This window comes from Streptomyces sp. AC512_CC834 (assembly GCF_019049325.1).
GTDB lineage: Bacteria > Actinomycetota > Actinomycetes > Streptomycetales > Streptomycetaceae > Streptomyces.
In genome coordinates, this window is record NZ_JAGMUO010000010.1 from 1 (window position 1) to 14,307 (window position 14,307).

11 protein-coding genes and 1 pseudogene are annotated in these 14,307 nt (G+C 71.6%); 6 read left to right on the forward strand and 6 right to left on the reverse strand.

The window, feature by feature from the left end:
* On the forward strand, nt 1–507 hold a 507-nt coding region (locus KUM40_RS01560), incomplete at its 5' end, for an RNA-guided endonuclease TnpB family protein (RefSeq protein ID WP_217161991.1).
* A 462-nt stretch (nt 508–969) separates the two neighbouring features.
* Here the strand turns inward: KUM40_RS01560 and KUM40_RS01565 are convergent.
* Together KUM40_RS01565 and KUM40_RS40960 are read right to left on the reverse strand one after the other, a co-directional pair.
* Nucleotides 970–1,623, reverse strand: a complete 654-nt coding sequence (locus KUM40_RS01565; RefSeq protein ID WP_217161993.1) for a DUF4360 domain-containing protein — start codon at nt 1,621–1,623, stop codon at nt 970–972.
* 231 nt (nt 1,624–1,854) lie between these two features.
* Nucleotides 1,855–2,013 (reverse strand): annotated as a pseudogene (locus KUM40_RS40960) (Rrf2 family transcriptional regulator); the annotation flags it as partial.
* Between the two features lie 96 nt (nt 2,014–2,109).
* Here KUM40_RS40960 and KUM40_RS01575 point away from each other — a divergent pair.
* Nucleotides 2,110–4,878 (forward strand): beta-galactosidase, encoded by a 2,769-nt coding sequence (locus KUM40_RS01575; protein WP_217161997.1) that lies wholly within the window; start codon nt 2,110–2,112, stop codon nt 4,876–4,878.
* A gap of 27 nt (nt 4,879–4,905) precedes the next feature.
* Here the strand turns inward: KUM40_RS01575 and KUM40_RS01580 are convergent, their stop codons facing one another.
* The 4 genes from KUM40_RS01580 to KUM40_RS01595 all read right to left on the reverse strand — a co-directional run bounded on the left by KUM40_RS01580 (nt 4,906) and on the right by KUM40_RS01595 (nt 9,644).
* The gene (locus KUM40_RS01580; RefSeq protein ID WP_217161999.1) at nt 4,906–6,411 is read right to left on the reverse strand and encodes an alpha-N-arabinofuranosidase; all 1,506 of its coding nucleotides are present in this window, start codon (nt 6,409–6,411) and stop codon (nt 4,906–4,908) included.
* 76 nt (nt 6,412–6,487) lie between these two features.
* Nucleotides 6,488–7,351: a carbohydrate ABC transporter permease gene (locus KUM40_RS01585; RefSeq protein ID WP_217162001.1), complete on the reverse strand. Its 864-nt coding sequence runs from the start codon at nt 7,349–7,351 to the stop codon at nt 6,488–6,490.
* On the reverse strand, nt 7,348–8,289 hold the full coding sequence (locus KUM40_RS01590; RefSeq protein ID WP_217162003.1) for a carbohydrate ABC transporter permease: 942 nt from the start codon (nt 8,287–8,289) through the stop codon (nt 7,348–7,350). Before KUM40_RS01590 ends, KUM40_RS01585 begins: the two co-directional genes overlap by 4 nt.
* Nucleotides 8,286–9,644: an extracellular solute-binding protein gene (locus tag KUM40_RS01595; protein ID WP_217162005.1), complete on the reverse strand. Its 1,359-nt coding sequence runs from the start codon at nt 9,642–9,644 to the stop codon at nt 8,286–8,288. Before KUM40_RS01595 ends, KUM40_RS01590 begins: the two co-directional genes overlap by 4 nt.
* Before the next feature lie 265 nt (nt 9,645–9,909).
* On the opposite strand from KUM40_RS01595, the gene KUM40_RS01600 reads away from it, so the two are divergent.
* Genes KUM40_RS01600 through KUM40_RS01615 form a run of 4 tightly spaced genes read left to right on the forward strand, consistent with a single transcriptional unit; the run spans nt 9,910 to nt 14,305 of the window.
* Entirely contained in the window at nt 9,910–10,446 is a 537-nt protein-coding gene (locus tag KUM40_RS01600) for a toxin (protein ID WP_217162082.1), read from the forward strand.
* Nucleotides 10,447–10,454: 8 nt separating this feature from the next.
* A complete protein-coding gene (locus tag KUM40_RS01605; RefSeq protein WP_217162084.1) occupies nt 10,455–11,660 on the forward strand; it encodes an MAB_1171c family putative transporter in 1,206 nt (401 codons plus the stop codon).
* A 40-nt stretch (nt 11,661–11,700) separates the two neighbouring features.
* A complete protein-coding gene (locus KUM40_RS01610; protein ID WP_217162007.1) occupies nt 11,701–12,912 on the forward strand; it encodes an MAB_1171c family putative transporter in 1,212 nt (403 codons plus the stop codon).
* Nucleotides 12,902–14,305, forward strand: a complete 1,404-nt coding sequence (locus tag KUM40_RS01615; RefSeq protein WP_217162009.1) for an FAD-dependent monooxygenase — start codon at nt 12,902–12,904, stop codon at nt 14,303–14,305. The genes KUM40_RS01610 and KUM40_RS01615 overlap by 11 nt, the downstream gene beginning before the upstream one ends.
* The last annotated feature ends 2 nt before the right edge of the window (nt 14,306–14,307 follow it).

Below are 14,307 nucleotides of genomic sequence, written 5' to 3' on the forward strand. Positions count from 1 at the left end.
AAGAACCGCACCAACAACCACCAGCGGGCCGTAGAGCGCGTCGCGGCCCTGCACGGCAGAGTGCGGCGTCAGCGCCTCGACCACGCACACAAGACCGCACACGCCCTGGTCACCGAGCACGACTTCATCGCGCACGAAGACCTCAAGATCCGCAACATGAGCAAGACCGTCACGCCGAAGCCCGACCCCGACAAGCCGTGCGCGTTCCTGCCCAACGGGGCCGCCGCCAAGACAGGTCTGAACCGCTCGATCGCCGACGCCGGTTGGGGGGTGTTCCTGACGATCCTGCACGCCAAGGCTGAAAGCGCCGGACGAGACGTGATCGCCGTGGACCCCCGCAACACCTCCCGGACCTGCCCCGAATGCGGGCACGTCTCAGCGGAGAACCGGCCCACACAGGAGAAGTTCCACTGCATCTCGTGCGACCACACAGCGCACGCCGACGTCGTGGGAGCAACCAACGTTCTACGGGCCGGGCTGGTCCGTCGCGACGCCAACCCGGCTTAGCGAGAAGCCACCCCGTTTACGGGGTGGAGGAGTCACTCTCCCAGGAAACGCGCCGCAGAGGCGGGACAAACTGTCCAATCACTCCTCGACCCACCGACCCCGGCCACCGACCGCCGTCCGTGGGGACTGCGGACGGCCCTCCGGCGTGCAGCCGCTGAGCCCGCCCGGCGTGCATGCGAGGCGCCGACGCGCCCCTCGCGCCGGGGGCGTACGCAGCCGACCGAAGGGACCGGCCTACCCGGGCCACCACTTTCCCCGGGCCGCCCGCGCGCTTCTCGCCCGTGTTGGAGCGGCCCGAGTCAAGGGTGGCCCGCAGGGCCATCGGCGCAGCCGACGCGGAGCGACAGCGGAGCGCCCTTTACTCGGGGCGCGGAAGCACGACACTGAAGAAGAAGCGGGCGGCCCCCACGGCCACTCCACCGGAGGGGGTCGCTGCAACGCCCTCCCCCGGTCGGCCGCCGGTCAGGTCTCCGGGCACTCCTTCCACGCCAGGTGGTACACGGTGCTGATGTCGCCGTCCGTCGAGTCCATGGTCATGAAGCTCACCTCGTCGGGGTCGGACGTTCCCGTGCTCACCCGCAACTCCGTGTTGATGTTGAAGTTGCGCTGGACTCCGCAGGGTGCGTAGACCAGTTGGGCCCAGTCGGTGGTGTCGGTGGCCTGCCAGTTGTCGACGAGGGGGCCGTCGAAGGGGTGGGTGCGGAACTCCGTGTTCGGGGAGCCCTGGAAGTAGTACGACGCCCGCTGGGTGCCCTTCGCGCCGGACTGGAGGGCGGCGAAGCCGCGGTAGTCCGCGCCGGCGATGGCGTAGGTGAAGCCCTGCGGGACGTGGACGAGCAGGTTGAGCTGGCAGTTCTTGCGGAAGTCGGTCGGCGAGGAGTTGCCGCCCGCCTGGGCGAGGTAGTCGCTGTAGGTGACGGTGAAGGCGGTGTTGTCCTCGGAGACGGCGACCGCCGCGGTGCCCTGCGGACAGCCGGAGCCGTTCACCGTGGCGACCTTGATGACGATCTTGTCCGGCGGCGGGTCTTCGAACGAGCCGGAGGGCTGGTGCTGCGCGGGCAGTGCGGAGGTGAGGAGCGCGGCGATCGCGCCGCCCAGAAGCAGGCCGGTGGCCATGGGTCTCCCATCCCGGTCAGTGGGGGGTGGATTCGTTGTGATGTCGTTGTGACGTCGTTGCGAGTCGTTGAATGTGTTCGCCATCTACACGTGGCGTGCACATGACATTCACGGAACGGTCGCATCGTAGGGACCCCCGCCGGGCTCGGACAGATGTCTCTCCGGCCATTCACAGCGGCTGATTCCCACCCCCTGGGAGCCAGGATCCTGCGCACATTGGCGCGCAGCGCCACCCCCGCGGCGCAGGCCCCCGAGGATCCCCTCCAGAAATTTGTGCGGAATGTCCTGCGCGGCGGCCACGCCCTCCGCCTTGACCGGGCAATCGTCCCGCCGGACGGCCAGTTCCGGCAGCGCCCGTACCGCGTAGTCCGCACGCGCCGAGATCCTCATGCCGACCATGGTGGCGTCCGCTGGAACAATGGTCCGGCACGGGCGGTCCCGCACAGGCGGCGGGACCGGAGATACAGGCAAACAGGAGAGGCTCCCTTGGAGCGCAGCAGGATCAGCAGACGAGCGTTCAACGCCCTCGCGGGCACCACCGTTCTCGGTCTCGCGCTCGGCGGCAGCGTGAGCAGCGCCGCGCTGCCCGCCTCCGGCGCTCCGGGCCCCGTGCCCACCGGGCCGCCGCCCGGGCCGCCGGACGCCGACGGGGAACGTCACCGGGTCGCCCTGGACCGGTACTCGCTGCTGGTGGACGGCAGGCGGCTGGCGCTGTGGTCCGGCGAGATGCACCCCTTCCGGCTGCCGAGCCCGTCCCTGTGGCGCGACGTGCTGCAGAAGATGCGGGCGTACGGCCACAACGCGGTCAGCGTCCGCCTCGCCTGGAACCAGCACTCCCCCGCCCCCGGCGCGTACGACTTCACCGGCGTCCGCGACCTCGACCTGTTCCTGCGCACGGCCGCCGAGTGCAGTCTGTACGTCGTCCTCGACCCCGGCCCCCGCATCGGCGCGGACGTGGACGCCGGAGGGCTGCCCGGCTGGCTGGCGACCGTCGACGCCCGGGCCGGGACCACCGACCCCGCCTATCTGCGCCACGCCGACGAGTGGCTGAGCCGGGTCAACGAGATCGTCGCCCGCCACCAGTTCACCCGGGGCGCCGGCACGGTCCTGCTCTACCGGGCCGACACTCCCGAGCGCGCCGGCCTGGACCACCTGCGCAAGAGGATCCGCGCCGACGGCATCGACGTACCGCTTCTGCACGCCGGCACCCCGCTCGCCTGGGGGGAGCCGGAGCGGACCCGGGACGCCGCCGAGGCGCGGCGGGTCCAGTTCGGCCGCCTGGCGCGCGGGGGCACGCTGCACAACGTCCACATGGCGTTCGGCGGCACCTCGTGGGGGTGGCTGCCCGCGCCGTCCGCGCCCTCCCCCACGTACGATCCCACCGCGGCGATCGACGAGGCGCGCCGGCCCACGGACAAGCTCGCCCCGCTCCACCAGCTCGGGCACCTCCTGCGCCACGTACCGGACTTCACCCGCATGGACGAGGGGCCGACGGTCAGGGCGGCGGACGCCCGCATCAAGGTGCGGCACCTGGCCAACCCGGACACCGGCTCCCACGCCTACGTCCTGCGCAACGACTCGACCGCCGACGTCACCTCGAAGGTGCCGATGGGCGGCAGCGACGTGGAGGTCACCGTCCCCGCCCGGGACGCCAAGCTCCTCGCCACCGGGCTCCACCTGGGCGCCGGGCGGAAGCTGGGGTACGCCACCGTGCAGCCCATGATGTCCCTGAGCGTGGGGCGGCTGGACATCGCCGCGTTCGTGGGGCGGGCCGGCGAGATGGCGCACCTGGTCCTCGACTGCCCGGACCAGCCGTGGCCGACCCGGCTGGACGAGGAGGCGGCCTGGGCCTTCGACCACGGCGAGCTGCATGTGTCCGTACCGCTGAAGGAGGACCGGCTGACCCGGGTGCGGGTGCGCAGCGGGGAGACCGACCGCACCCTGCTGCTGATCTTCGCCGACGACGCCGCCTCGCTGCGGCTGTGGCCGTACGAGACCCCGTCGGGCCGGGTCCTCGTGCGCGGCCCGGAGCTGCTGCGCGAGGTCGCCCTGGACGGTGCCACGATCCGGCTGACCGGTGACACGGTCGGGGAGCGCGAGCTGGAGGTGTGGGCGCCGCGCGGCATCACCCACGTCACCTGGAACGGCGAGGCGGTGGAGGCGTCCCTCGGACGCGCCGGGAGTCTGATGGCGGTGTGGCCGCTGCCCGGCGTGCCCGAGCCGGTGCTGCCCGCGCTGGACGGCTGGCGGCGGCGGACCGAGAACTTCGAGTCCCGGCCCGACTACGGCGACGAGGGGTGGACGGTCGCCGACCGGCGTACGTCGCACAGCACGACCCCCGTGCCCGAGGGGCAGCCCGTGCTCTTCGCCGACGACTACGGCTTCCACTACGGCGACGTCTGGTACCGGGGCCGGCTCACCGGCGCCGCGGGCCTGGAGTCGGTGTCCCTCTCGTACAGCACGGGTGCGCGCGGACTGCTGATGGCCTGGCTGGACGGGGAGCCGCTCGGCACGCACCAGGTGGGCCGGGAGCAGGAGGAGGACGGGAAGGGCACCTGGACGGCCACGGCCGACTTCCCGCTGCCCGATGCGCTGCGCGGGGCACTGCGGGAGCGGCGCGACGCGGATGCCGCCCCCGTCCTGTCCGTCCTGGTCCGGCGCACGCAGCACGGCCAGGACGCGTACCGGACGGCCCGCGGGCTGACCTCGGCCGGCTTCGAGGGGGCGTCGCCGGACGTGCGCTGGCGGATCATGGGCACGGCCGCCCCCGACCCGGTGCGCGGGCCGCTCAACAACGGCGGGCTGTACGGGGAACGGCACGGCTGGCATCTGCCCGGCTACGACAGCGACGGTTGGGAGCGCGTGTCCCCGGCGTCCCTCACCCGCCAGGATCGGCGCCAGGGCGTGACCTGGTACCGGACCGCCTTCCGGCTGGACGTCCCGCCGGAGACCGACGCCTCGGTCGGGCTCGTCCTGGACAACGGCCGTGACGGCGACCACAGTGACCACCGCGTCCAGGTGTTCCTGAACGGCTGGAACATGGGCGAGTACGCGGGCGGCCGCACAGGCGCGCCGCACACCTTCGTCCTGCCGAACGGCATCCTGCGCACCCGGGCCGCCGCCAACACCCTCGCCCTCGCGGTGCTGTCCGGCGGCGACACGGCGTCGGGACCGGGGACGGTGCGCCTGAAGCTGCTGGGCAGCGCGTCCGGAGGAGTGCCGGTGAAGCCCGTACCCTCCCCCGGCCGCCGCTGACGCGGCCGGCGCCGACCCGGGCAGGGCTCAGCGCAGCCGGATCATGTTCCAGGACAGTGGCTCCAGGGCCGCGGTCAGCCTGCCGTCGCTCAGGGTCGTGCCGTCCACCGGGTGCGGGAGGACCCGTTCGGGGTCGGCGAGGGTGTTGCGGGCGTCGGGGTCGGCGTCGGCGAGGGCGCTGTGCTCGACGACCTCCGTCAGGTCGAGGCCGCTCAGGGCGACGTCCAGCGGCAGCGGCTCGGTGCGGGAGCGGTTGACGGCGAAGACGGTGACCGAGCCGTCCTCGCCGCGCACGGCGGTGGCGTGCAGCAGGTCGGCTTCGCCGTACTTCTTCGTGTCGTACGTCGGTGAGTCCACCCGGACGTCGAGCACCTCGCCGCGGCCGTACTCCGAGGCCTGGGCGAAGGGGAAGAAGGTCGTCTGGCGCCAGGCCGGGCCGCCCGGTTCGGTCATGATCGGGGCGATGACGTTGACGAGCTGGGCGAGGCAGGCGACGGTGACGCGGTCGGCGTGCCGGAGCAGCGCGACGAGGAGCGAGCCGAAGACGACCGCGTCCATGACGCTGTAGTTGTCCTCGAGGAGGCGGGGCGCCTCGGGCCAGTCAAGGGCGCTCACCTCGGCCTGGGTCTTGGCCATGTACCAGACGTTCCACTCGTCGAAGGAGAGGTTGATCCTCTTCTTCGACTTGAGGCGGGCACCGATGTGGTCGCAGGTGGCGACGACGTTCTCGATGAACGACTCCATGTCCACGGCTGAGGCCAGGAAGGAGTCGACGTCCCCGTCGTGCGGTTCGTAGTAGGCGTGCAGGGAGATGTGGTCGACCAGGTCGTACGTCTCCTTCAGGACCGTCGCCTCCCACTCGGCGAAGGTCTCCATGGACTGCCCGGACGACCCGCAGGCGACGAGTTCGACGTCCGGGTCGATCTGGCGCATGGCGCGGGCGGTCTCGGCGGCGACGCGGCCGTACTCCTCGGCGGTCTTGTGGCCGGTCTGCCAGGGGCCGTCCATCTCGTTGCCGAGGCACCAGAGCCGGATGCCGAAGGGGTCCTTGTCGCCGTGCTCGGCGCGCAGGTCGGACAGGGCGGTGCCGGCGGGGTGGTTGGCGTACTCCTGGAGTTCCAGGGCCTCGGCCACGCCCCGGGTGCCGAGGTTGACGGCCATCATGGGCTCGGCCTGCGGGCCGACCTTCTTGAGGAAGGCGATGTACTCCGAGAGGCCGAAGCGGTTGGTCTCCGTGGAGCGCCAGGCGAGGTCGAGGCGGCGCGGGCGGTCCTCGACCGGGCCGACGGAGTCCTCCCACTTGTAGCCGGAGACGAAGTTGCCGCCGGGGTAGCGGACGGCGGTGACGCCGAGTTCCCGGACGAGGTCCAGGACGTCCTGGCGCAGGCCCTCGGCGTCCGCCGTGGGGTGGCCGGGTTCGAAGATGCCGGTGTACACGCAGCGACCGAGGTGTTCGACGAAGGAGCCGAAGAGGCGGGGGTTGACTTCGCCGACGGTGAAGGCGGGGTCGAGGGTGAAGCGGGCGGTGCGCATCTGTTCCTTTCGAGGGGGGTGTTCTTACCGGGTGTTCGGTGTTCTTACCGGGCGCCTGGTGTGCTTACGGGGCGCTCTACTGGCCGGCGAGTCCTGTGTGCGCGACGCCCGCCACGATCTGGCGCTGGAAGAAGACGAAGACGACGATCAGCGGCAGGCCCGCCATGAGGCCGCCGGCCATGAGCTGGGCCCACTGGATGCCGTAGGAGTTCATGACGGTCGCGATGCCGTTCGGCATGGTCATCAGGTCGGGGTTGTTGGTGACCATGTAGGGCCACAGGAAGTTGTTCCACGAGCTGATGAAGGTGAAGATGCCGACCGCCGCGAGCGAGGGGCGCGACAGCGGCACGATGATGGTGAAGAAGACCCGCCAGCGGCCGGCGCCGTCGATGAAGGCGGCCTCCTCCAGCTCGCGCGGGATGCCCTGGAAGAACTTGTAGAGGATGTAGACCATCGCGGCGGGCGCGCACTGCGGCAGGATCATGCCCCAGTAGGTGTCGACCATCCCCATCTGCTGGACGGTGGTGAACAGGGGCACGCCGAGCACGGCGGGGGAGACCATGAGGCCCGCCATCACGACGCCCATCAGGACGCCCTTGCCCCGGAACTCGGTGCGGGCGAAGCCGTATCCGGCCAGCGCGCTCACCAGCAGCACGACGGTCGTCACGCAGACCGACACGACCAGGGAGTTGACGAACCAGTTGGTGATGTTGCCGGTCTCGAAGAGGGCCTGCCAGGCCTGGCCCGTCCAGTCCTCGGGCAGCCAGTGCGTGGGCACCTCGACGGCCTCGGTCTCCGACTTGAGCGAGGTGAACAGGGCCCAGGCGAGCGGGGCGAGGAACACCGCGGACACGGCGGTGCCGATGAGCGTGAGCACGATCTGGCTCGGCGTCCAGGCCCGGCGGCGCCCGGTTCGCGTCGGTGCTGCGGCGGTGGTCATCGGCCGCCCTCCTCACGGTTGCGCAGCAGCCACATCCGCGCGAGGGCGACGGCCGCGATGAGCACGAAGAAGATGATGGAGATCGCGGAGGCGTAGCCCACGCGGTAGCTGGTGAAGCCCTGTTCGAGGGTGTACTGCACGAAGGTGCGGGTCGAGTTCTCGGGGCCGGGCCCGAAGTCCTGGATGACGACGGCCTGGTCGAAGACCTGGAGCGAGGCGAGGATCTGCAGGGCGATGACGAGGCCGGTGATGTTGCGCAGCATCGGCAGCGTGATGTGGACCATGCGGTGCCAGGCGTTCGCGCCGTCCAGCTTGGCGGCCTCGTAGAGGTGCGGGGGGATGCCCTGGAGCGCGGCGAGGTAGAGCAGGAAGCTGAAGCCGACGGTCCACCACAGGGTGGTGATGACGACCGCGAGCATCGCGTACGACTTGTCGGTCAGCCAGGGCGTCTCCAGGCCGAAGACGTGATTGACCATGCCGGTGCCGGGGTTGAACAGCCACTGCCACAGGTTGGCGGCGACGGTGGACGGCAGCAGGAACGGCAGGAAGAAGCAGAGCCGCCACAGCCACTTGCCGCGCTCGATGTGGTGGGCGAGCATCGCGAGGAGGAAGGCGAGGACGGTGATGCAGGGCACGACGAGGAGCGTGAAGTACGCGCTGTGGCCGAGCGCGTCCCACATCAGCGGGTCCTTGAGGGCCTCGCGGTAGTTGTCGAGGCCGATGAAGCTCGCGCCGTCGCCGGAGATGTTGGCGTCCGTGAAGCTGAGGTAGACGCCGCGCAGCAGCGGCCAGATCACGAAGAGCGCGAACAGGGCGAGGAACGGGGCGACGAACCAGCCGCCGTGCTGGAGTCCCTGCTTGCGGCGGACGGTGGCGCTGTCCGCGGCGCTCTTCGCGCGGGCCGGGCGGATGATCGTTTCAGCGCTGGTCGTCGTCATGCGACCGCACCTCCCTGCGCGGCGGTGCGGCCGTCCATGGGGTTCTTCATGGCGAGCAGTTCGGTGAGCATGCTCTTCATCCGGCGGGCGGCGGCCTCGGGTTTCGCCGAGCCCACCGTCGAGGAGACGACGATCGGTCCGACGCGCTGGGCGAGGATGCCGGTGGAGCCGGCGAACCACACCTTCGGCTCGGTGGCCTGGTGGTCCATCGCGCCGACGTACTCGTTCTGCGGGCTCAGCTTCTTGTACGCGGCCGTGGACAGGGTCGGCGTGTAGGCGGGTATGTGTCCGCCGGCCGCCCACTGCAGGGCGTGCTTGACGACGTAGGCGGCCAGTTGGTGCGCGGCCTCGTTGGTGGCGCCGCCGCGGTCCGACTGGTGCGGCAGTACGAAGGAGTGCGACTCGGCGTGGGTGGCCTGTTTGCCGAAGACGGGCGGCAGCGGAGTCGCGCCGTAGTCGACCTTCGCGGCGTCGAAGACCGGCACGGACCAGTTGCCCTCCCACGCGAAGGGAGCGCCGTTGACGAACTGTTCGGCGCCCGCGGTGCCGCCGTAGCTCGGGTCGGCGTAGCCGTCGGTGATGTGCCGCCGCAGGAACTCCAGGACCTGGACGGCCTTGTCGGTGTCGAAGGTGACCTCGGTCTTGGCGTCGTTGAACCAGGTGCCGCCGAGCTGGGTGTAGAACGCGACGAAGAACCACCACTGGAAGTTCTGGTCGCTGTGCCACAGGCCGATGGTCTGCAGACCCTTCTTGGTGGCCTTCTTGGCCTTCTTCAGCACGTCGAACCACTCGTCGGTGGAGGTGACCGGCACGATCCTGCCGTCGTCGCCGAGCAGGCCGGCCTTCTTCAGCACGTCTCTGCGGTAGAAGCAGAGCTGGACGTGGATGTCGAGCGGGAGGGCGTAGAGCTTGCCGCCGATGACGGCGCGCCGCCACAGCTCGGGGTTGAAGTCGGCTTCCTTCACGCCGTACTTGGCGAGCAGGCCGACGTCCCAGGGGTCCAGGAGGCGGCCGGGCGAGAAGCCGGTGACGCGGCCCAGGTGCATGACGCCGAGGTCCGGTGCGCGGCTGCCGGCGGCCGCCATGGCGAGCTTGGTGTAGAAGGGGCTGCCCCACTGGAGGGTGGAGTCCTTCACGTCGATGCCGGGATTGTCCTTACGGAAGGAGTCCAGCATCGCGATCATGTTGTAGCCGTCGCCGCCGCTGAAGAGGTTCCAGTAGCGCACACGGGTGTCCGCTCCGGAGGCGAGCGCGTCGGCCCCGGTGCCGAGCGCGGCGAAGCCGAAGCTGCCCGCGACCGTGAGACCGCCCGCCGCGGCCAGAAAGTGCCTGCGATTCAGGCCAGGTCGTCCCATGCCCTGCCCCATCTGCTCATGAGTGTTCGAGATATCGAATGACGCCCGTAACTTCGAACGGGACCGTAGATGTGAAGCGCTTGCGCGTCAATGGTTCGAGCAGGAACCCGGGTAGGAACTCAGGCGGAACTCAGGCAGGAACTCTGGGAGGAACTCGGGCAGGACTTTCCGCGCGCGTCTCTCGCATGACGCGGACACATCCGGCCGCGTAGGCTCGAGCGAAACCCAGGGGAACGGGGAGACAGTGGCGCGTACCAGGAAGGAGATGCGTCGCCTCGCCGACGCCCTCATCGACCCCATCCGGGTGGCGGTGCCCGCCGATCCCGAGGTGTTGTTCGAGGCGCTCGTCGCTTCCGTGAGCGCCTGGCGAGGGCGCGAGGTGATCGTGCATCGAGCGGCCTTCCCGCCCCACACCGCGAGCGGACTGTGGCTGGAGCGCGAGGGGCACGACGACGTCGTGGTGGACGAACGCGCCGCCGTGTGGCACCAGATCGTGATCCTCTGCCACGAGGTGTGGCACATGAGCCGCCGAGTGGCGGACACGGACACGGACACGGACGCCCTCGGCGACGGTCGGCCCCGGCCGGTCGCCGCGCGCACCGATTTCAGTCTGGCCGAGGAGCAGGAGGCGGACCGCTTCGGGATGCTGATGGGCCGTCGGCTGCGCACCTGGCTGGAGGCGTCCACCGACTCGGTGTTCGCCACGGCGGGCGAACACCACGACGACGGGGACAACTCCAACCCCCGGGACCTCGCCGGCCGCATCGGTGCCGCGCTCAACTACCGCGGAACGGCGAGATGAACGGCCAGATGAACGGCCTGATCAACTACATGAGCTGCGCGGCGTTGTGGCTCGGCCTGCTGGTGAAGGCCCCCGACCTGCTGCGCCACCGCCGCGATCCGTATCTGCGCGCCATCTGCGCGGTGCTGGGGCTGGCGGGGCTGTGCTTCCTGCTCGGGGCGCCGCCGACCGTCGGCGCCGTCAACGAGCTGAGCGGAGTGCCCAACCTCGCGGCTCCGCTCACCTACGCCGCGATCACCGGCTACTGCGCGGCCTCCCAGGTCCTCGTCGTCCACTGGCGCGGCGGACCCCGGGTGCGCCGCACCGCGCGCCGGTGGGCGCTCTCCTACGCCGCCGTGGTCCTCGGCATCGCGGTGACCTTCGTCCTCGGGGACGCGCCCGTGGAGCGCCGCACCGACCTGGACACCTACTACGCGACGACCCCGTTCATCGCCGAGATGATCGTGCTGTACCTGCTCGCGCACCTCACCGCGGTGACCGTCACCACGCTCACGTCGCTGCGCTGGGCGCGCCGGGTCAGGGGCGGGCTGCGGGCGGGCATGACGCTGCTCGGCATCGGCGCGCTGTGCGGCGCCGGCTACAGCGTGGCCAAGCTCGTCGCGGTGGGCGCCCGCTGGTCCGGGCGCGACTGGTCGGCGCTCGGCACCACCGTCTCCCCGGCCGCCGCCGGGCTCGGCGCCCTCGTGACGGTCGTCGGGGTGCTCGTGCCGCTGGTGACGCCCCGGGTGAGCGAGTGGCGCCTGGCGGGGCGGACGTATGCCCGTCTCTGGCCCCTGGAGCGGACGCTGGACGATCTGCTCACCCGCCGTGCGCTGCGGCTGCCCCGGCCGCGGTTCGCCTCGCCCGGCACCCGCCTGGTGTGGCGCCGGACCAGCATCCACAACGCGCTCAGCCACCTGGACGCGTACTTCGACCGGGACCTCTACGACCGGACCCGCGCCGGTGTGCTGGCGGCGACCGGCGATCCGGAACGGGCCGAGGCGGCCGCCTGGGCCGCGGTGATCACCGACGCGGTACGGCACGAGGCGGACCCGCGGTGCGAGGCCCCGGCGTCCCGCGACACCGGCCCGCCCCTGGACCGGGCCCCGGGCCAGGCCGCGCTCGGCCGGATCGCCGACGTGCTGGGAGGCGCACCGGCAGGCACCGCTCCGGTGCCTGCCGCCTCCGCGGTGCCGAGCGGTACGACCACGGCGGGAACGGCAGGAACGACGTGAACGACGTGAACGACGTGAACGACGAGAGGAGTTGCCCGGCGTGAGTCTCGTCGTGTACCTGGCGGCCCTGGTGTTCGGCATGACCTCCGTGCTGCTGTTCCGCCGCCCGCGCACGGCCATGCGGAACCCACTGACCCTGTCCACCTGCGTGGCGATCGTCCTCGGCGCCCTGGTCTTCGTCTGCGCCGCTCCGGCCACCCTCTCCGCCGTCAACGAACTCACCGGCGTCCCCAACTTCGGCGCCCCGCTGACCTACGGCATGCTCTCCGCGTATAGCTGTGCCGTGCTGGTGCTGCTGATCAACTGGCGGGGCGGGCCCCGCGAGCTGGTGCGCCGCATGGTGCTGCGCAGCATGGCCGCCTACGGTCTGCTGGTGGTCGCCATCGTCGTGCTGTTCGCGCTCGCCGACGCCGACACCGAGCGGCTGACCGACCTCGACACCTACTACGCCGGCACGCCGTTCATGCGGGAGATGATCCTGCTGTACCTGCTCGGGCACAGCGCGGCGATGCTGGTGATGTGCGCCGTCTGCGTCAAGTGGGGCCGCGAGGTCGGCGGCCTGTTACGGACCGGTCTGCGACTGATCATGCTCGGTGCCCTGCTGGACGTGGTGGGGTTCCAGCTCACCAAGTACGCGGCGGTCGTCGCCCGTTGGTCGGGGCACGACCTCGACTTCCTGTCCACCACGGTGGCCCCGCCGATGGCGTCACTGGCCGCGCTGCTGTGTTCGGCGGGGTTCCTGCTGCCGCGGCTGCTGCCTCCCGTGCTCGCCCACTGGCGGGGGCTGGGCGACTACCGGCGGCTGGATCCGCTGTGGACCCTGGTGAGTTCGGTGTCCACCGCCCCCAAGCCGCCCACCGCCTGGTGGCAGCCTCCCCAGGCCCGGCTCCAGTGGCGCGAGGTGTCCATCCACGACGGCCTGCTCGCCCTGGCGCCGTACTTCGACCACCGGGTCCGTGAGCGCGTACGGGACGCCGCTCTGCGCGCGGGCCGTACCCCGCACGAGGCCCGGCTGGCGGCGGAGGCGGCCATGCTCGCCGACGCCGCGCGCCGGGCCGACGCCCACGAGGAACCGCCCGAGACCTCCGCCACGTATCGCCTGCACGCCACCGAGGTCTCCGGTCCGAGCGGGCTGGTCGAGCTGGCGCAGGCGCTGCACCGCCCACCCGCCGGGACCGAGGCGCCCGGCGGCGCGGTGCCGTCCGCCGTGACCGGAACCATGACCGAACCCGAGGAGCCACATGTCGCGTAGAGCCGTCGTCGTCGGTGCCGGTCTGGCGGGCATGCTGGCCGCGGCCGTGCTGTCCGCCGCGGGCGTGGAGGAAGTCGTCGTGCTGGAGCGCGACGACCTGCCCGAGGGCCCCGAGCAGCGTCGGGGACTGCCGCAGGGGCGGCACGCGCATCTGCTCATGGCCGGCGGGCTGGCCGCCATGGAGGAGATCGTGCCGGGCGTGAGCCTGCGCAAACGGCTGCTCGCCGCCGGAGCCCACGAGATATCCCTCAGCTCGGGCATGCTCGCCCTCACCCCGGAGGGCTGGCTGCGTCGGTGGCGGCGCGAGGGGCCCGTGATGCTCACGTGCACCCGGGCGCTGGTGGACTGGACGGTACGGGCCGCGGTGCTCGAGCGGTCCGCCGTCGAGGTCCGCAAGGCCGCCGTGGTCGGGCTGACCGGGTCCGCGGGGCGCGTGCGGGGCGTGCGGATCACGGGACCGGACGGGGAGGCGGACCTCGACGCCGACCTGGTCGTCGACGCGAGCGGACGCGGTACCCGCGTCCTCGCCTGGCTGGACGGTCTCGGGCTGGCCGGTGTCCGCACCCGGACCGTCGACTCGGGGCTGGTCAACGCGTCGCGGGTGTACCGCGTACCGGCCGGGGCGGAACGGTTTCCGCTGACGATCGTGCAGGCCAACCCGTATGTGTCCAGGCCCGCCCGGAGCGCCATGGTGATGCCGGTCGAGGGGGACCGCTGGCTGGTGAGCTGTGGCGGCTCGCGCGGTGGTGAGCCGCCGGCCGATCCGGAGGGCTTCCTGCGGTACACGCTCGATCTGCCGGACCCGATCGTGGGGCGGCTGATCTCGGGCGCGCAGCCCCTCACCGACGTGCACCTGAGCCGGTCGACCAGCAACGTACGGCGGTACCTGGAGAAGGCGCCCGGCTGGCCGGAGGGTTTCGTGGTCCTCGGCGACGCGCTGGGCACGTTCAACCCGGCGTACGGGCAGGGCATGTCGGTGGCCGCGTTCGGCGCGCGGGTGCTCGGCGGAGAGCTGGACCGGGCCGACGGTCTCGGCGAGCCCGGTCTCGCCCGGCGGGTGCTGCGGGGGGCGGCGCGGTCGGTGGACGCGGCGTGGTCCATGGCCGTCAGCCAGGACGTCCTCTACCCGGAGGTGCGCGGCGGGCGGCCGGGCGTCGCCGACCGCGTCCTCACGGCGTACACGCGACGCGTGGCGAAGGCGGCCACGGGCTCCTACGCGGCCGCCTCGGCCATCTGGGACGTCACCAGCATGCGCACGCCCCCGACCCGCATGTTCCACCCCGGCACGGTCCTGGCAGCCCTCGCAGGCACCCCGCTCCCCCCGCTGAACGGGGCGCCGCTGACCGCGGGTGAGCGCAAGGTGCTCGCCGGTCTTGACCGCACGGGGAGGTGATC